General features: G+C 46.5%; 20 protein-coding genes. 5 read left to right on the forward strand and 15 right to left on the reverse strand.

What is annotated here, in order from left to right; all coding sequences use genetic code 11:
- Positions 1-2 precede the first annotated feature (2 nt).
- The 4 genes from pruA to NLX67_RS02230 all read left to right on the forward strand — a co-directional run bounded on the left by pruA (position 3) and on the right by NLX67_RS02230 (position 5039).
- A complete protein-coding gene (gene pruA / locus NLX67_RS02215; RefSeq protein ID WP_254310188.1) occupies positions 3-1544 on the forward strand; it encodes an L-glutamate gamma-semialdehyde dehydrogenase in 1542 nt (513 codons plus the stop codon).
- 275 nt (positions 1545-1819) lie between these two features.
- A complete protein-coding gene (gene putP, locus NLX67_RS02220) occupies positions 1820-3292 on the forward strand; it encodes a sodium/proline symporter PutP (RefSeq protein ID WP_256519512.1) in 1473 nt (490 codons plus the stop codon).
- 15 nt (positions 3293-3307) lie between these two features.
- Positions 3308-4537: a PucR family transcriptional regulator gene (locus tag NLX67_RS02225; protein WP_254310484.1), complete on the forward strand. Its 1230-nt coding sequence runs from the start codon at positions 3308-3310 to the stop codon at positions 4535-4537.
- A 34-nt stretch (positions 4538-4571) separates the two neighbouring features.
- Entirely contained in the window at positions 4572-5039 is a 468-nt protein-coding gene (locus NLX67_RS02230; RefSeq protein WP_254310189.1) for a low molecular weight protein-tyrosine-phosphatase, read from the forward strand.
- A 41-nt stretch (positions 5040-5080) separates the two neighbouring features.
- Here NLX67_RS02230 and NLX67_RS02235 read toward each other — a convergent pair whose 3' ends face one another.
- From NLX67_RS02235 to NLX67_RS02285, 11 genes are all read right to left on the reverse strand, one after another.
- Positions 5081-7183: a methyl-accepting chemotaxis protein gene (locus NLX67_RS02235; RefSeq protein ID WP_254310190.1), complete on the reverse strand. Its 2103-nt coding sequence runs from the start codon at positions 7181-7183 to the stop codon at positions 5081-5083.
- A 377-nt stretch (positions 7184-7560) separates the two neighbouring features.
- A complete protein-coding gene (locus tag NLX67_RS02240) occupies positions 7561-8724 on the reverse strand; it encodes an S-layer homology domain-containing protein (protein ID WP_254310191.1) in 1164 nt (387 codons plus the stop codon).
- 21 nt (positions 8725-8745) lie between these two features.
- Positions 8746-9624 carry an HNH endonuclease gene (locus NLX67_RS02245; RefSeq protein ID WP_254310192.1) on the reverse strand — a complete coding sequence of 293 codons (879 nt, stop codon included), beginning with the start codon at positions 9622-9624 and terminating at the stop codon, positions 8746-8748.
- A 259-nt stretch (positions 9625-9883) separates the two neighbouring features.
- Positions 9884-10501 carry a histidine phosphatase family protein gene (locus NLX67_RS02250; protein ID WP_254310193.1) on the reverse strand — a complete coding sequence of 206 codons (618 nt, stop codon included), beginning with the start codon at positions 10499-10501 and terminating at the stop codon, positions 9884-9886.
- A gap of 45 nt (positions 10502-10546) precedes the next feature.
- Positions 10547-11917 carry an allantoinase AllB gene (gene allB / locus NLX67_RS02255; protein ID WP_254310194.1) on the reverse strand — a complete coding sequence of 457 codons (1371 nt, stop codon included), beginning with the start codon at positions 11915-11917 and terminating at the stop codon, positions 10547-10549.
- A gap of 52 nt (positions 11918-11969) precedes the next feature.
- The gene (locus tag NLX67_RS02260; protein ID WP_254310195.1) at positions 11970-13019 is read right to left on the reverse strand and encodes an ABC transporter substrate-binding protein; all 1050 of its coding nucleotides are present in this window, start codon (positions 13017-13019) and stop codon (positions 11970-11972) included.
- Positions 13020-13045: 26 nt separating this feature from the next.
- Complete coding sequence (locus tag NLX67_RS02265) at positions 13046-13903, reverse strand: ABC transporter permease (RefSeq protein ID WP_052728238.1); 858 nt, start codon at positions 13901-13903, stop codon at positions 13046-13048.
- 14 nt (positions 13904-13917) lie between these two features.
- Positions 13918-14640 carry an ABC transporter ATP-binding protein gene (locus NLX67_RS02270; protein WP_046178146.1) on the reverse strand — a complete coding sequence of 241 codons (723 nt, stop codon included), beginning with the start codon at positions 14638-14640 and terminating at the stop codon, positions 13918-13920.
- 211 nt (positions 14641-14851) lie between these two features.
- A complete protein-coding gene (locus tag NLX67_RS02275) occupies positions 14852-15073 on the reverse strand; it encodes a hypothetical protein (RefSeq protein ID WP_254310196.1) in 222 nt (73 codons plus the stop codon).
- 270 nt (positions 15074-15343) lie between these two features.
- Positions 15344-15559: a hypothetical protein gene (locus NLX67_RS02280; RefSeq protein WP_254310197.1), complete on the reverse strand. Its 216-nt coding sequence runs from the start codon at positions 15557-15559 to the stop codon at positions 15344-15346.
- The gene (locus NLX67_RS02285; protein WP_254310198.1) at positions 15556-15870 is read right to left on the reverse strand and encodes a hypothetical protein; all 315 of its coding nucleotides are present in this window, start codon (positions 15868-15870) and stop codon (positions 15556-15558) included. The genes NLX67_RS02280 and NLX67_RS02285 overlap by 4 nt, the downstream gene beginning before the upstream one ends.
- Before the next feature lie 215 nt (positions 15871-16085).
- On the opposite strand from NLX67_RS02285, the gene NLX67_RS02290 reads away from it, so the two are divergent.
- Complete coding sequence (locus NLX67_RS02290) at positions 16086-16271, forward strand: hypothetical protein (protein WP_254310199.1); 186 nt, start codon at positions 16086-16088, stop codon at positions 16269-16271.
- A 70-nt stretch (positions 16272-16341) separates the two neighbouring features.
- Here the strand turns inward: NLX67_RS02290 and NLX67_RS22940 are convergent, their stop codons facing one another.
- The 4 genes from NLX67_RS22940 to NLX67_RS02310 form a co-directional block, all read right to left on the reverse strand.
- Positions 16342-16860, reverse strand: a complete 519-nt coding sequence (locus NLX67_RS22940; RefSeq protein WP_305882015.1) for a flagellin — start codon at positions 16858-16860, stop codon at positions 16342-16344.
- On the reverse strand, positions 16802-17587 hold the full coding sequence (locus NLX67_RS02300; RefSeq protein WP_254310200.1) for a flagellinolysin: 786 nt from the start codon (positions 17585-17587) through the stop codon (positions 16802-16804). Before NLX67_RS02300 ends, NLX67_RS22940 begins: the two co-directional genes overlap by 59 nt.
- The gene (locus NLX67_RS02305) at positions 17556-17948 is read right to left on the reverse strand and encodes a flagellin N-terminal helical domain-containing protein (protein WP_254310201.1); all 393 of its coding nucleotides are present in this window, start codon (positions 17946-17948) and stop codon (positions 17556-17558) included. The genes NLX67_RS02300 and NLX67_RS02305 overlap by 32 nt, the downstream gene beginning before the upstream one ends.
- Positions 17949-18157: 209 nt before the next feature.
- Positions 18158-18619, reverse strand: a 462-nt coding sequence (locus tag NLX67_RS02310; RefSeq protein WP_254310202.1) for an Ig-like domain-containing protein, incomplete at its 5' end; no start/stop codon positions are given.

The raw sequence follows: 18619 nt of genomic DNA on the forward strand, positions 1-18619 counted from the left end.
CCATGATTCCATACAAACATGAACCATTTACTGATTTTTCAAAAGAAGCTAATCAATCCGCTTATAAAAAAGCGATTAAAAAAGTGGAAAGCGGCCTCGGCGGACATTACCCGCTCGTAATTGGCGGCGAGCGCATTACAACAGAAGAAAAAATCGTTTCCTTCAACCCGGCAGATAAACAAGAAGTCATCGGCTCGGTGTCAAAAGCGAACCAGCGGCTGGCCGAAAAAGCGATGCAGGCCGCGTCCAACGCTTTTCAAATGTGGAAAAAAGTCTCGCCGGACGTCCGGGCAGATGTGTTATTTAAAGCAGCGGCAATCGTTCGCAGACGCCGTCACGAATTTTCAGCGCTGATGACAAAAGAAGCAGGCAAGCCGTGGCGTGAAGCCGATATTGATACCGCAGAAGCAATCGACTTTATGGAGTATTATGCGCGGCAAATGCTGGAGCTAAAAAACGGCGCGCCGGTGCTCAGCCGTCCGGGTGAATTTAACCGATACAGCTACATTCCGCTCGGCGTCGGCATCGTTATTTCACCGTGGAATTTCCCGTTTGCGATTATGGCCGGGACAACGGTTGCGTCCATTGTCACTGGCAACACCGTTTTATTAAAACCGGCTTCCACGACGCCGATTGTCGCAGCGCGGTTTGTAGAAGTACTAGAAGAAGCGGGACTTCCGCCAGGTGTTGTTAACTTTGTTCCCGGCAGCGGCGCAGAAGTCGGCGATTACCTGGTTGACCATCCGAAAACACGATTTATTACGTTTACCGGCTCACGTGACGTCGGACTGCGCATTTTTGAACGGTCATCGAAAATAAGCGAAGGCCAAATTTGGATGAAGCGCCTCATCGCGGAAATGGGCGGCAAAGATACGATTGTTGTCGATAAAGAAGCGGACCTTGATCTTGCTGCCGAGTCGATCGTCCAGTCCGCTTTTGGCTTTGCCGGCCAAAAATGCTCCGCCTGCTCTCGCGCGGTCATTGTAGAAGATGTATACGATGAAGTGCTCGAAAAAGCGATCGCCTTGACCAAGGAACTGACGGTCGGCAATCCGGCCGATAATCATTTTGTCGGTCCGGTTATTGATCAGGCGGCATATGACAAAATCATGAGTTATGTTAAAATTGGTGAGGAAGAAGGACGCATTGTGACCGGAGGAACCGGGGACGATACAGCCGGTTATTTTATTCAGCCGACGATTGTCGCCGATGTGGCACCGGATGCCCGCTTAATGCAGGAAGAAATCTTTGGCCCGGTCGTCGCGTTTTCAAAGGCGAAGGATTTTGATGAAGCGATAGAGATCGCCAACAATACCGATTACGGCTTAACGGGTGCGGTCATCACAACAAATCGCTTTAACATGGAAAAAGCGCGCGAAGAATTCCATGTCGGCAACTTGTACTTTAATCGCGGCTGTACCGGCGCGATTGTCGGCTACCAGCCATTTGGCGGCTTCAACATGTCCGGCACTGATTCAAAAGCCGGCGGTCCTGATTACCTCCAGCTTCACATGCAGGCAAAAACAACATCAGAAATGCTTTAAAAAAGGAGGCTGTCTCTTACGCTGCCATCGCCGGCTTAAGAGACACCTCTTGTTTAAATGGAAGGCGCAATTCCTCAGATTTCCGGCGTATTTCCCACTCATTCCAGTGCGATACAACAAATGAACAGCGTTATACATCCTAGATATAACCAGATCGCGTCATTCGTGTTAAAAAATGCGCCGCTTTTTTGGTTATCGCGCCCCTCCATCCATATGCATTTATATTGAAGCAGCCTTTTTCTTACTCTAAAAACCAATTGAAAGAAGGGATTTATTTGGTCGATACTTCATTAATTGTCTCGATCGTTGTATACATGTCCGGCATGCTCTTAATCGGCTACTATGCGTACAAACGAACATCGAACTTATCAGATTACATGCTCGGCGGACGCGGACTTGGCCCTGCTGTTACAGCTCTTTCCGCAGGTGCTTCCGATATGAGCGGCTGGCTGATGATGGGCTTGCCCGGTGCCATGTACGCAAGCGGCATCAGCGCTTCGTGGATCGCCATCGGCTTAACGCTCGGTGCCTGGGCGAACTGGCTGTATGTGGCACCCCGTCTGCGTATGTATACGGAAATTGCTGGAGATTCGATTACGATTCCAGCTTACCTTGAGAATCGGTTTCAAGACCGGTCAAAAATTATCCGTCTCGTTTCCAGTCTCGTTATTATTGTCTTTTTCACATTTTACATTTCATCCGGCATGGTATCCGGAGGCGTTTTGTTCGAGACTACGTTTGGCCTCGATTACCATATCGGTTTATGGATTGTTGCCGGTGTTGTCATTGCGTATACGCTGTTCGGCGGATTTTTGGCGGTCAGCTGGACCGACTTTGTACAGGGAATTATTATGGTGTTAGCACTCGTATTAGTCCCGATTGTGACGGTTATGCATGTTGGCGGGATCGGTCCTTCGATTGATACCGTTCGTTCTGTGGACCCGGCTCTTTTAAACATTTTTACAGGTACAAGCTTTATCGGCATCGTGTCCCTTTTTGCCTGGGGACTTGGCTACTTCGGCCAGCCGCACATTATCGTTCGATTTATGGCTATAACGTCGGTAAAAGAAATTAAAAAAGCGCGCCGCATTGGCATGAGCTGGATGATTTTCTCTGTAGTCGGTGCGATGGTAACCGGCTTTGTCGGCCTTTCTTATTACACAAACAATAATATGAAAATTGCCGATCCGGAAACGATTTTTATTGAACTCGGTGATATTTTGTTTCATCCGATCATTGCCGGCTTCCTTATTTCCGCGATTTTGGCTGCCATTATGAGTACGATTTCGTCTCAGCTATTGGTTACATCAAGCTCGCTCACAGAAGATTTATATAAAACATTTTTCCGTCGCGATGCTTCGGACCGCGAGCTTGTATTCTTGGGCCGCCTGGCCGTTTTAATTGTCTCGATCGTTGCGCTTATTTTATCGTGGGAACAAAACAAAACGATTTTAGACCTTGTCGGCTATGCATGGGCAGGCTTCGGTTCGTCATTTGGCCCGGCGATTTTGCTTAGCCTGTATTGGAAGCGGATGACCCAATGGGGAGCGCTTGCCGGCATGATTGTCGGTGCTGTGACCGTTGTTCTATGGACGAAAACACCTTTAGCAGACACAGTATACGAAATGATTCCCGGCTTTGCGGCCAGCTTGCTTGCAATCGTCGTGGTCAGCTTGCTGACAAAACCGTCTGTGGAAACAGCGCAGCAGTTTGAAGAGTTTGAACAGACGTTAAAAGAATCAAAATAAGGAGGCGAATCCGTGATGGATTTAAACCAGCCGCTTGAAAAAATTCTCTCGCTGAACGATTTAAATGAAATGACCGATATCATTAGCGGTGTGTTAAAAAAACCGGTCGTGGTTGAAAACGAGCAATTTTCTCTTTTGGCGTACAGCTCGTATTACATCGAACAGTTTGACCAGGCGAATCAACAGACGATTTTTTCAAAAAGCTGGACAACCTCCATTTTGAAAATGTTTATGGACGAAGGCATTGTCGATCAGCTGAAATCTATGTCGAAGCCGTTTCGTGTAAAGGAAATGAAAGAAATCGGGCTGAATCAGCGTGTTGTTGTCAGCGCCCAATACAAAGAACAAATTCTCGGCTACATTTGGGTACAGGAAACCGAACCGCTTTTGACGGATCATGAGCTTACTTTTTTACATGACGTTTCGTTTCATATCGGCAAGGTGCTGCATAAAAAAAATGGGCTGGCGCGACGGCGTGATGAAAAGAAAAATGATTTTTTCAAGAAATTGATTCACCAGTCGTACCGGACCGACAGTGAAATGAAATGGGAAGCGGCGCAATTAAATATTGCGCTGCCTTCTTCGTTTATCGTGGCTGTGTTTACACTTGATTCGATTGAGGAAGAAACGATTGATGACCTGCATGAAACGATTTTGCTTTTTGCCAATACGCTGGATCAGCCAGCGCATGTATTTACCGATCATTTGCAAGTAACCGTCATGCTTGGCGGGACATCGGATGTACTGCTTTCAAGTGCGCGTGTGCTCGTCCGAACCGTGAAAAGCCAGTTTCAAGATCACCAGCTTTATGCTGGAATCGGCAACAGCTATTCATCGATGGCGATGCTCCGAAAAAGCTATCTTGAAGCGCTTGAAGTGTGCCGGACCGCCCAATTTTTGCATGGCAATGGTGAGGTCCCGGTCGAATACAGCCGCCTTGGCATTCTTCGCTATTTGGAAACGATTTCCGACTACCATTTTAAAACCCATTATGTGAACGAAGATTTGCTGAAGATCCGTCAAAAAGATACAGACGGCCACTCTGAACTGCTGCGAACGATAGACGTGTATTTAATGAATAACTGCCGGATGAAGCCGACCGCAGAAGGGCTGTTTATTCACACAAATACACTCAAATACCGGCTGAATCAAATTGATGAACTGACATCGATTGACTTTGATGACTTTAACACACGCTGTCAGCTTTATATCGATTTGCAGCTTATGAAGCGGGACCTTCATTGATGTATAATGAGTGGAAAAGGAGTGAGTGAAAGCCATGATTCATGTTTTATTCGTCTGCCTCGGCAACATTTGCCGGTCGCCTATGGCGGAAGCAATGTTCCGTGATGTAGTGGAAAAGGAAAATTTAAGCGGGCGCATTACAGTTGATTCCGCCGCAACAAGCTCGTGGCATATTGGATCACCGCCGCATAAAGGCACACTGGCTAAACTGAAAGAGTATAACATTTCTTCAGAAGGATTATCCGGACGGCAATTGGATACAGCCGATTTCGAAAAATTCGACTACGTTATCGGCATGGATGAAAGCAATATCTCCAACATCCGCGAGATGCTCGGCCAGCCGGACCATCCGAAAATCATGCGGTTTCTGGATTTGACCGATCATCAAAAAGACGTGCCGGACCCGTATTACACGGGCGACTTCCAAGAAACATATGACCTTGTGTCGGATGGATGCGCGGCCCTTTTGAAAAAAATCCGTGCTGAGCATTCATTTCATTGATTGGACACCAAAAAGGCTGCCGTAACTGGCAGCCTTTTTGGTTATATACGAAAGCGGTCTACTGCTTCCTGCAGTTCACCGGCAATTCGATTCACGTTTTCCGTTGCTTCTGCGACACGCTGAAGTTCATTTTGCTGCTCGGCCGCCGACGCGCTGACTTGCTCGGCCGATGCCGCCGTTTCTTCAGAAATCGCCGATACGCTTTGAATCGACAGCAGTGCCTGTTCTTTTTGGCCGATCATTTCAGTTAATTTTTCCGTCAGCTCTCCAACTGTCTGTGTGATGCGATCAGCAATTTCTGCCTGCATCTCAAACGCTTCCTGCGTATCGGAAACTGACTCATTTTGCCCTTCCATTAAGGATAAGTTTTCGTCTACTACAATAGATGTTTGAGTCGACGCCTGCAAAATATCCTGCACTGTTTTTTGGATGACTTCTGTTTCATGGCGTGACTGCTCCGCTAGTTTCCTCACTTCCTCTGCCACAACCGCGAAGCCTTTCCCATGCTCGCCTGCCCTTGCTGCTTCAATCGACGCATTCAGCGCCAGCAAATTTGTTTGTGCGGTAATGCTATGAATGGACTCAATCACGGTCTCAATCTCACTAATTTTCCCGGATAATCCTTGCATTTGATCTTTTACCTGCACATTCATGTCGTTAGCTGCCGCATTGTGTTCGCGCAGCTGCTTCACTTGCGCCATGCCGCCCTGCGCCCGCTCGCCCGCCTGCTGTGACAATTCGTTCATTTGTCCAGACAGCTCGGACAGCGCATCAATCCGGTCTGACAAATGTGCCATTTGGTTCCCGGTATCTTCTGTATCCTCTGACTGCTTCGATGCCCCTTGCGCAATTTCATCCACAGCCACCGATACTTCATTGCTAGATGCGACGACTTCTTCAAAAACATGATGCACATGGCCAGCCGACTCATTTAAATTTGATGTCGAAGAGCGAACCGTCTGCAAGACACCGCTCACCCGGTCCAGCATATTATTAAACGCAAAAGCAACCGCGCCGATTTCATCGTTACGCAAATATTTTTCATCCACTTTTTGCGTCAGATCCCCTGTCGCCGCTGTTTCAATCGATGACCGTAAAAACACAAGCGGTTTCAGCTGGCGGTGAATAAACAGAGCCGTCGCCACTGCCATAATCAAAATCATGACAATCGCCGAGATAATCGTGAACAAAAGTGTTTGGTTAAATGTTTCAAGAATGCTCGATTTCGGGATAACGGTTTGAACAGACCACGTTTCATCCACTCCGCTTACCAATACGGGTGCAAACACATTAAATGTATTCCCGCCAAGCAGCTGTGATTCCTCGTACAGCGTCCATTCCTGTCCTTTATCAATTTCCGGCTTAATGGCGTCCCAATCACTCGTTTCCGCGATGTTTTGACCAACTTGTTCCGGATCCTTACTGTCTGCCACAATCGCCCCCTGATCGGTTAAAATGCGCGCATATCCTTTGGCCGGTGCATTTTCAGCCGCGAGCTCCGTCATAAAACCCACCGAAAAATCCGCTGTCAGAACCCCAATAAATGTTCCGGATTCATCAAGCAGCGGGACAGAAAGTGTCGTCATGTTGACCGTCTCGCCCCCTGCTTCATATTCATATGGTTCTGTTAAAATGGTCCGCTGCTCCGTTTTCGGAATGTGGTACCAGTCGGTGCTCTCTTCCTCGTATCCTGTAACGCCTTCTGTCACCAGACCCTTTTCCCCTTTGTATACATACGGAATAAAACGCCGATCTCCATCTATAAGCGCCCGGTCCATATTTCCCCCAATTACCGCTTCTCCCGGTTCAATAATGACCGCCACACCGAATAAATGCTCATTTTCCGCTAAATTGGCCTGTAAAATACGCAGCGCATCCGCAGCGGTCAACCGCCCTTCAGTATGAAGCGATTCAAGTACCGTTTTTGTCGTGCGCAGCATCTCTGCCGTTTCATCCACACGGTCGCCAATTTTTGACGCCGACAGCTGTGCATTCCGAACCGTATAAGCTTCAGAGTCTTCCATGCTTTTATTGTAAAGCATCACATTCGTCATAATGGCATACACCGCAAACAAAAGGAGAAACAGCCCAATAATTAATGCCGACAACTTCCATGCAATGCTTTTTGTTTTTCCCAATCTCATTACTCCTCCATCATGATCTTTATAAGGTATGTATCGACTCTTTCTAACAATTTTCAAGTATTATTCTCCACTTCTTTCCACTCTCTAAAAGTTCAAAATTTATCCATAGTACATTTCTGAGCTTATTCAAGGAATAAAAGCCGGGACAACAAACTAAATTGTCGTATACCCGAATATTGGCGAATTGTACAACGTGGAAACAAAAACATAGTCCGGTGCGCCGGACATGGAGGTGGACAGCCAACATACCCTCCACCGGTCCAACTGATGGGCGGGTGCTGCCGCACGAAGCCATCGGATATCCAAACGATTGCAAAATGGGCTAGAGTTTAACATAAAAAAGCGTCCAGAGAACTACTCCCTTGAACGCTTTTTGTTTATCGTATCATTGAGTATGGCATTAAAAATTCACGAATGCCTGCTGCATATGGTGCATATTCATACGGGTTAAGGAACATGACAAATCCCGACGGCGTCATGTAAAACTGATGCTGTAATTCATCCAGGCTTTCCGGACCGCCAAAGTATTGATAGTTTTCTTTATTCTGCTGATTAATTCGATTAATGACAGACCACTCATAATCTGATTTTAGCGCTAAATCATCTAAGCTCATAAAGTAGTCATTTTTCACATCATAATTATCCGCAAACAGCATTTCATAGCCGTGTGCTCCACCCGTGTACTGATAGCTTTCAAACAAAACGCTAATATAGCTTAAATCCGCACGCGGCACTGAATAATCAACGACAAATTCATAGTATTCACCCATCCAGTCGTCTTCTTGAGCCAGTTCCATAATACTGTTCTGCTCCGCCATAAGCCCAGAGCCGACCTCACGGAAATAGTCGTTTAAATAAGCAAAATCATTCTGGCTGGTTGTATCGGAAAATTGTGGATAATAAATGCCTTCCGCTGCTCTCTTTGGATAATTCACTACTTTCAAGCGGAAATTTGCATCCATCGCGCGGGCAGTAAACACCGCAAATTGCGCACGTGTCACTTTGGCAGATGGATTAAATGTGGTCGCTGTATAACCGGACGTGATCCCGCTCGCTAACAGCGGTGTGACGTATGCATTGCCAGAATACGATGAGTTCATATCTTCCCATTGAACCGGGACAGATCCTTTAATGCTAAATGCCAGCTGCGTAATTTTTGCCATTTCAATCCGCTTTAACTGGTTGTCCGGCTGAAATTTAGCTCCTTTTGAAAACCAGCCGGCGTTCACCGCGGCCGCAATTTCTTTATAAAATGGGTGGGACGTCGGGACATCTGAAAAGCCCGGGTTTGGCAAGTTTGTAAGCGGCAGCTTTTTCGCCCGTACTAAAATCGCTGCTGCCTGCGCTTTTGTGACAGACGCATCTTTGTTATATTTACCGTTCGACCCGCCTTTAATAATACCGCGGTCACTCAGGTAGGAAATCTCTTTCGCCGCCCAATGCGTTGACGGCACATCTGAAAATGTGGCCGCGTCCGCCTGTGGGGCAGAAAGACTGAATAATAAAGCCAAAATCATCATGATAAATGAATACTTTTTCAAGCTAAACACCCTCCTTTTGTTTTATCGATGTGCTTCTCCACCGCCCCAAAGCTCCCGGCCGCCGGTGTGGCCTGTTTCATGATGGGTTTCCTGGTCGACGAGCTGCAGCAGGCCCGGTTCTTCACTGTGATGCCACGTGTGGCCGTCCGGTGTTTCGCCCTGTGACAGCTGACCAACTTCTTGCGGTCCAAAGCCCATTTGCGTGGCAACGCCCGGATCACGGACGATTTCTGCATAAAGCGCTTCGTTCGCCGCACCAAAATGAGCCGCATCACTTTGTAAATAAGATTCTTCAGCAATATGCACATCAAAAACGGATGAAAACACGGGGAATGTACCTTCCACCAGCTGGCCATCCGGCATTTCGACCATTTTTTCAACGAATGGTACGCCCGTCTCCGTATGGTCCAATCCATTTAAATGATCATTTCGTGTCTCAACCGCTTCCGCTTCCGCCGTATCAATACCGTCCATTAAATCAATCACACCGACTGCCACGGTTGCTGTAACAACGACTTTGCCGAGGTTTTTCAGTCCGCTGATGGCTTGATCACGATCACCGGAAGCAGCCCCTTTTACGACTTCTGCCGCATTTACAGCAGAATATTTCACCGTTCCTGCGACTCCTTTCACCGTACGTCCTGCCGACTCTTTTACATCGTTCATTGCCCGCTTTTTCTGCTCTTCATCTTTTCGAATCGCGCCCGCCGTTAATCCGACGCCGCCGTCGATCAACTGTCCGGCTGTTTCAAGCGCAGATGTCGAAGCATTTTTCACGCTCGTCCCCGCTTCTTCCAGCCAGTCCTGTTTTGTCGCTTTTCCTGCTAATTTCACTGCGCCGCCAAGTACAGATCCAGCTGCCCAGCCCGCTCCTTTTCCCACTATCCGTCCAATTCCCATCTTTCCGCCCCCATTCTTTTATATCCAAATTATACCACAATCCATTTTGTAGTGATAAAATAATAGTCAAAAAGTCTTGAAATAATGAAATCAAAAAGGATGCCTTCTTGAGTGGCATCCTTTTTGACCTGTGTAATTAATAGAAGTGACCAGTAAAAAAATTGATTTGACCGATAAAAGAAGCAATCCCGGCCGATAAACATCTTTTATCAGTCAGATTTCTCGTGGTATTAGTCAAATCGTTGTTTTCACCGGTCACTTATCCTTCAAATGTATCCTTTACATGGTTCAAATGCGGCGTTTCATTTACAGATATGATTGCTAAATTTTTTCCGTCCCAGGACAGCCGTGTGATCGATGTATTGTCAATCTTTCCGCGGCCTGTTCCTGCCTGTCCATTCGTCAATTTATGAATGAGTGCGTTGATTGCGCCCCCATGCGCCACAACAAGCGCCAGAGCCCCATTGGTTTCTTTTGAAATCGACGAAAGGACCTTCACCATCCGCTCCTGCATTTCTTCAATCGATTCCATTCCGTGAGTCATCGGCCCACCAAAATTGTCCGCGTAATTCGGCACATGTTCAAGAATCTCTGTCAACAGCTGTCCTTGCAGCTCGCCGTAAAACCGTTCTCGCAGAAGACGGCTGGCCGTAATTGATTCAACCGGCAGCCACGCCGTCGCAAGCTTTGCCGTTTGAAAGGCCCGGTCTAAGTCACTTGAAAATACATACTCAAACGAAATGCCTTCCTGCTTAAAATAAGCGCCAAGCAGTGCTGCCTGCTTTCTGCCTTCTTCACTTAAGCCAATGTCCATCTGCCCCTGCAGACGTCCAAGCGCGTTCCATTCTGATTCTCCGTGGCGGACGAGGTAGATCATGTAGATAAACTCCTTTTTTGAACAAGCATATCATACAGTGCCCTCTTAAAGAACCGGGGGGCGGACACTATCAAGCTGCCATTTTCCAGCTGCCCCCTCAGCAGGTCCTTTTTCCTTTGTGAACACTTCCCGTCCGCGAATATAAACGGACTGCACCGACGCCGGAAAGGTTTCGCCCATATACACACTGATCGGATGCTTTGCATAAAAATTGTCCGGTGTCACTACATGCGTCTGCTCCATCGACACGATCGCAAAATCCGCATCCATCCCCGGCGCAAGCCAGCCTTTTCGGTGCGCCAATCCGAATCGCTCCGCCGGTTTTTCAGCGGTCCATTTGGCGACAGTCGTCAGTGGAACATTCTCTTCTTTCGCAAACTGGATTGCCGCAAGAAGTGTCTGCCCGCCGCCGCTAATACCGCCCCATGCATCTAAAAAGCTTCCATCTTTCATTTCTTTTAAGTCCGGTGTGCATGGCGAATGATCAGAGGTTAAAAAATCAATTTTGCCCATTTTCATTGCCTCCCGAAGTTTGGCTTGATCCGGCTTTTCCCGAAGCGGCGGCGCGCATTTTGCCACTGCTCCCTTTTCCTTCAGCGTTTCATGCGACAAAAGCAAATAATGCGGGCACGTCTCAAGCGTCACATTCACACCAGCAGCGCGTGCGTTTTGAATCACCGCCGCCGCCTCCGCACTGCTAATATGAACAAAATGAAGCGGGCATCCCGTCAGCGCCGCATAATAAATGGCCCGCTCCACCGCTTCCACTTCCGCCGAAATCGGCCGCGTTGCCAGGTAATCATCGGCACCGACAAGTCCTGCACGGCGTTTTTGTTCCGCTAAAAACGTCGTCACCGGCCCGCTTTCCGCATGAAGCGCCAGCACCTTCCCAAGCTCTGCTATCCGCTTCATTCCTTCCAGCAAATCCACATCGCCCACCGCTTCAAATTCCGCATTGCCAGTTGGAGACATAAACGCCTTAAACGCCATTGCACCCGCACCAGCCAACCCTTCAAGCTCATTCACATTCCCCGGCACAAGCCCGCCCCAAAGCGCAAAATCCAAGAGTGACTTTTCTTCCCCAACCGCCGCTTTTTGAAGCAGCGCCGCCTCATCCACCGTCGACGGAATCCCGTTCAGCGGCATATCCGCAAACGTCGTAATCCCGCCGGACGCAAGCATGCGTGAACCAGTCCGAAACCCTTCCCATTCTGCGCGTCCCGGCTCGCTGAAATGAACATGGACATCAACAGCTCCCGGAAACACATGCAGGCCGGACGCATCGATTTCTTTTTCAGCATTTGCCCCAATCGATGCAGATACTTCTTCGATCACGCCGTTCCGGACGCCAATATCTGCTTTTTGTTCTGAATTTGACGTAATAACAATGCCGTTTCGAATGATTAAATCATACATTCCTGATTCCTCCAATAAAGAAGAGCCCCCTTTTTTCAGGAGGCCATACTTTTTATTTTGCTGTGACGAGCGTCGGATCGACTTCTTTCAGTAAAGACAAGTCAATATAGTCGGACTGCTCTGGTACGGATTTAATGTTGCCGACACTCATTAAGTAATCGGTAACAGCTGTTCCGTTGCTGCCGTCGATAAAGGATTCGTCTGCTGTCATGTCGTACACGTTCCTGTTCATGATTTCCGTCAGCTCTTCTTCTGACAAATGAAGTTCCGGTGCTAAAACCGCCACAGCTTCTTCACGGTTATCATTAATATACGCTGTTGCTTTATTCAATGCGCGAATGACTGCTTTCACTGTATTCGGATTTTCTTCAAGGAAATCATCCGTTACTTGAAGCGTTGTGTGAACACTCATCCAGTCCACTGGCTTCGCTTCTCCTTCAAGTGCATTCGATGTGCCACTGAATAAGAATGTGCCTCCTGCTGCAATGCCTTTTGTAATAAATGGCTCCCAAGCGGCCATCGCATCAATATCACCGCTTTGAAGTGCCGTTAACGCATCACTCGGCGCTAAATTTGCCACTTTCACTTTCTCCATATCAACGCCATACTCTTCTGCCATGTTATTGATCGCAATCACAACGTCTGCGCCAGTCGGGATACCAATTGTTTTGCCTTCCAAATCTTTCGGCGACTTAATACCGGCATCCGGTCCCGCAACCACTGCCTGTGTTCCGGCAATTTGCGCAAGCGGTGCTACAATTTTCACGCCAACCCCTGTTGACGATAAAATAATATCCATGAAGTTTGTCTGCAAGCTGATCGGAGCGCTTCCGCCCGCAACCATTGGCCCGATATCCGGTCCGCTTTCCACCAGGTTATTCGTTACATTCAACCCTTCTTCTTTAAAATAGCCCATTTTGTCTGCAATAATTTGCTGGGACGAAATTTGCGCATCACGCACACCAACTAGCGTAAAATCAGTTAACTCCACGTCCGTTCCTGATCCTGAACCTGTTGCGTCCGCATCTTCTGTTTCATTTCCACATGCCGCTAACGCAAATAGTAAAATTGATGAGACAAGCAGTAAAAACCATTTTTTCATTTTCTCTTCCTCCACGGTTCTCTAGTTTATTTTTCAACTGCCTGGGAAAAACCACCCTGTCTCCAGGAAAGCATCCGGCGATCCACTTGTTTTAACATGAATGAAAACAAGCTGTATTCAATGCCGATTAAAATAATCGCGACATACATATCCGATAATTTAAAGAAGTTACGGGCATCCACAATAATGTAGCCGAGACCCGATGTTGCCCCCATCATTTCTGAAACAATAAGTGCCGAAAACGCAAGGCCAAGGCTGATCTGGCAGCCGGATAAAATATTCGGCAGCACAGAAGGCAAGATGACTTTCCGGTAAATCTGTCTTTCACTGGCCCCAAGGCTGAGCGCGGAGCGGATGTAATTGGAATTAACCGATTTAATTCCTTCCACCGTATTCGTCAGCACTGGGAAAAACACTGTCCAGGCAATTAATATCACTTTCGGCACTTCGCCAATGCCAAACCAGATAATAAACAACGGCAGGAGAGCCAGAGAAGGAATCGGGCCAATCATATTTAAAATGGGTGTAGCCCACTCTTCCATTTTCTTCGATTTTCCAATCCAAAGCGCTAGACCAATGCCAAGTGCTGCACCGATAATAAAGCCAGCAAAAATGCGCAGCGTACTCGACAGAAGACTCACAAACACAATGCCTTCCTGCATCATTTCCACAGCCCGGACCGCAATGTGGCTTGGCGGCGGGAAAAACATCGGATTCGCCAGTTCTAGTGCCATGTTCGCCCTTGAAACGATTTCCCATACAATAAAAAACGTAAGGATTGGAATCATTCGTTTCGCAAAATGCTCTTTTTTTTCAGTATTAATTTTCAATGGAACAGTCGTCACGGGCAGCTTCGGCTTTTCCACATTTTTTACTTGTTCCATGTTTTTTGCCTCCTTTACTGCACGAGCGTGCGTTCAATTTTCACAGCCATCTCCGCAAACCCGTCATCGGTATATTGGCGCGGCCGGGGAATCTCCACCTTCATATCACTTGCCACAAACCCTTCCTTCATCACAATGATCCGGTCGGCTAAATAAATGGCTTCAGATATATCGTGCGTAATAAAAATAATCGTCGTTTTCAACTTGGACCAAATATCGATCAGTTCATTGCGCATATTTTCTTTTGTGAACACATCAAGCGCGCCAAACGGCTCATCCATTAATAAGATTTTCGGTTCCGCCGCAAGTGCCCGGGCAATGCCAACCCGCTGCTTCATCCCGCCAGACAGCTGAGAGGGATAATGATCCGCATATTCACCAAGCCCTGTCATATTCAAATACTTTCTCGCTTTTTGCTCTGCTTCCTTTTTATCGATACCTTGAACTTCCGGACCAAACAAAACATTCTCAAGCACCGTATACCAGGGAAATAAGGAGTGCTCTTGAAAAACAACACCCCGATCTTTCGAAGGACTCTGCACGGGTTCGCCATCCACCACAACGCTGCCGGAATCCGGGCGGGTAAACCCGGCCAGCAAATTCAATAACGTCGATTTCCCACAGCCGCTGTGACCAAGCACGCAAATGAATTCATGCGTTTTTATATGTAGATTAATTCCACTTAAAACTTGCTGCTGCCGAAAGCTTTTCTTTACATCTTGAATAACCAGTTCCATCTCTTCACCTCTTTATGTTATTTTTCATAACATCAATGAATCTATTTACAGTATAATCTGAAAATATTGAAGAGTCACTGTGCAGTTTAACTAAAAATAAAAGATTTTTTATCTTTATTATCTAATTCCGTTGATTTATTGTTAGATAATCTAACAAACTGCTTGTGAACAGAAAAAAAGCATCTTTGGGTTCAAAGATACTTTTTTCTTGTTATGCACTTTTCTTCATATGCTTGCGCGGGTGATTTTGTTTCCACTCCTGAACTTTTTTCATCATCACCGGCATCAAGAATCGGTCGCCGCCATAATACATCGCGCCTTTTGCCGCAAACAGAAGAACAACCGCTATTAAAAGCAATGTCGGGTTTGTACTGACTGTGCCGGTCCACAAGAAGTTCAAGTTCATAAACGCCCCCGCAATCAATGCTGGCACTGTAAGCACCCCGGCAATGAGCGCAATGCCGACAAGCAGCTCGCCCCAGGTTCACCTTTTTTCGAATCGCAAGGCTACACACTCACGCCAGTACTATAATAATGTCGTCAGTTTTTCGGTTTTCTTTTTGGTAGAAACCTATGGAATGACTAAGTTTTACGCTGTTATACTTTGTCGTACTTAGCAATGTCGTGAGATGCTTGTTAGTAATGTCGTGAGCAGTCTCTCAATCACTCAGCTGCCTTTCAAGAAATAGAATGTAGTTTCGGATTAGGTTCTGGTCGGTTTGGTCCACCATGCGCCGAAGGGCATTTCAACTCTGTGATGATCCACTGTAATTTCATCCTCAACAACTTCCCCAAGCAACGTTTCAATCAGCTCTTCTTCTGTGAGCAGTTCGTTCCCGTACCGGTCATTCCTTTCGCAGTACTCTCTATAATACGTCTCTCCGTCTACAACAATGCGATGGTATCTTTCTTCCATCATAACTCCCTCTTTTCCTTTGTGAATTCACGCTTAACGCTTTCGCCGTTCCTCATCCAGAACGTATACAGCTCTCCTTCGCCATGCTCTCCTATAACAATACCCGCGATCCACTTACATCCTTCGCTGTCGTGGTAGACAAACGTTTCGACGAGAAGCGGGTCTGGGAGCTTCGCCAGATAGGCCAGCGGGATAAATTCATTCCCGATTTCATCGTGGTACAGTTCTACCGCTTCAAATCCAACTTCTTCTAGAAGCGCACGTTCACCGGTCATCTGTTCCAACTGTTCGACAAACCATTTCATGACATCCATATTAAAGATATCCTTTTCCTTCTACGGGCATTTTAAACAAAGTCAGCTGCTCTTTCTCATTCATTCCGTATTCTTTCATTACAACTCCTCCTCAAATAGAAATAGCCCTTACTCCGGTTAGGGAATAAGGGATTTATTATTGATTCAGAATTATAATATATATTTATCTTTTGGTTCTTTTCACTCTTTACCGTCTACACTTTAGAGGGTTGGGAATGGGAATGAAACTGTTTTCTATTACCTTTGCAATTTCTATATACAGAGGCGAAGATGGACTTTCGGGGCGCAAAAAGAAACAAGCCATGGTCTATGTGGAAAGAAGACTTGTTAACATTGTTTATAGCATCATGAAAAACAAAACACCATATCGACAACCTGCCTATGAAGAGGAAACAGCATAACACAAAAAAAAGACTCTGGAATCATCCAGAGTCTCCTGCTTTTCAGCTAATCTAAGCCGCGGGGCGAAGATTAACGAAGAAGCTGAAGAACGCCTTGTGGCTGTTGGTTAGCTTGAGAAAGCCTAGCTTGCGCTGCTTGAGAAAGAACGGAATTCTTCGTTTGTTCCATCATTTCTTTTGCCATGTCCACATCACGTATACGAGATTCAGCTTGTGTAAGGTTTTCCTCAGAAATAGCCGAAACAGCCATGGCTTTCTCCAAACGGTTTTGATATGCCCCTAGACGGGAACGTTCAGAAGATACATAGGCAATCGCTCCATCAAAGATGGATATGTTATCATCTGTTTTATTTAAGATATTAATATTATCAATACCTAAAGACTTGCTCGTTACATTGACTAATTCAATGTTAATCCCTGGTCCAGACCGCATGGCTATGGGTGCCGTGCTAAAGGTAGGCCAATTCTCCACAAACGCTGTTAAAGGATTTGGCAAATCAGTATTGAGGGTATCTGGCACTGTATCGTTGTCATTTCCCCCACCTATGGCTCCTGTATCGGTATCGCCCGAAGTGATATTGGAGCGCATTCGCCTTAAAATCAGCAAGGAAAGTCGCCGCACCGCCGGTGGTTCCCGTAAGATCATTTAACGCCTGATCGAAAGTCTTTTCAGCTCCACCTACTTTAATTTCATCAAATAATGATTTAATTCCTCCCGCTAACTTTGCATCTAAGTATTTTACTGCGGCATAAGCGGCTGAATATTCTGCACTTGTACTGTCCCAAGAATCAATTTCGTTCTTTAGTGCAGCAAAATTTGCTCCGTTATTAGAGTCTCCTGCTAGACGTTCGTCAGCACCTGCCATGGACTCAACCGTACCTTCTTTGAACCATGTGGGGAGATCCCGCATGTTCGTCGTTCTTCCCATGATGGCATGTGTGATTTCATAGGCAATGATCCTGTCGTTCGAGATCCACGATCCCCCGCCGTTCGGCATGGAGACAGGTGAAAAATCGCTCATGTCCAAGACTAATTTTTGGTTGAAGTACCTTCCGTCCGTGCCTGTTGTGTAGTAAGAGTCCTGCACCCATGCCACCCTTCCATCACCGGAGTTCTGGATGAACTGGATGTCTAGGGGGTCATCGTCTGTCCCTGCCTGCAGGCCGTAATGGTTGAGCACTAAATCTTCGCTGTTCTTCAGCCAATATTTCTGCAGGGCTTCGACTGCCTTTTGCATTTCTGCATTATCGGCTGCCGAAGTAACATTTAATACTTTAATGGTATTAAACTCCCTGCTGTTTGCAATACGGTCCACTTTCTTTCACAATTTGATCCACTTCGCCCTGGATGGCGTTGCGGTCACTGTCTGTCAGCGTGTCATTTTTAGCTTGAACCGATATTTCCCTGCCCCTTTGTAGTAAGGAATGGATTTCCTTCATTCCTCCTTCTGCTGTCTGGAGCATAGAAATGCTATCCTGCATATTTCGCTGTTCCTGTGCTAATCCTCTGATCTGACCGCGCACTTTTTCAGAAGTGGCAAGACCCGCTGCATCATCACCCGCTCTGTTAACCCGTAAACCCGATGACAATTTCTCCATAGACTGATTAACTTTTGAGCTGTTTGACGATAATTGGTGGTGGGTGTTTAAAGCAATAATATTATGATTTATTTTCACATTGACCCACCTCTCTATGAGTTGTCTAACTGAAAAATCTATCATACAAAAGACATAAGATTATTCATAAAAATATAAATAGGTACATTATTATATGTTAAACCTTAGTGTTAATCGAATATAATCCCCAATTAACTATCAGGCTTCCCGTGTAATCACTTCTACATGTATTTTTTAGGAAAGAGAGCTCACTATTAGTTTTCTTACCACTATTTCACTAAAGTAATAACAGTTGTTTTAATTAATGTCCCATACTTAGCTGTAATCGTTACTGTCCCAGCTGTTGATGTGAGTGGAATGGTGACTTTTCCTTCTGCATCCACCGCCGCTCGAGTTGGAGCACTACTCGTATACACTATTCCTTCACTGCTTGACGTCACATCTTTTTGACTGCCGTCTCCCATCGTCGCTGTCACTGTCAACTGCTGACTCGCTCCGAATTTCAATGTTGCTGTGCCTGGGGTAACTGTCAGGCTTTTTATTTCTTTGGCTGGATCTTTGACTAAAGTCAGGACTACTGCTTTTTGGAACGCTCCAATCTTAGCTGTAATCGTTACTGTCCCGGCTGTTGATGTGAGCGGAATGGTCACTTTTCCTTCTGCATCCACCGTTGCTCGCGTTGGAGCACTGCTTGTATACACCGTTCCTTCACTGCTTGCTGTCACATCTTT

Source organism: Domibacillus sp. A3M-37 (genome assembly GCF_024213455.1).
In the GTDB taxonomy this organism is placed as follows: domain Bacteria; phylum Bacillota; class Bacilli; order Bacillales; family Domibacillaceae; genus Domibacillus; species Domibacillus tundrae.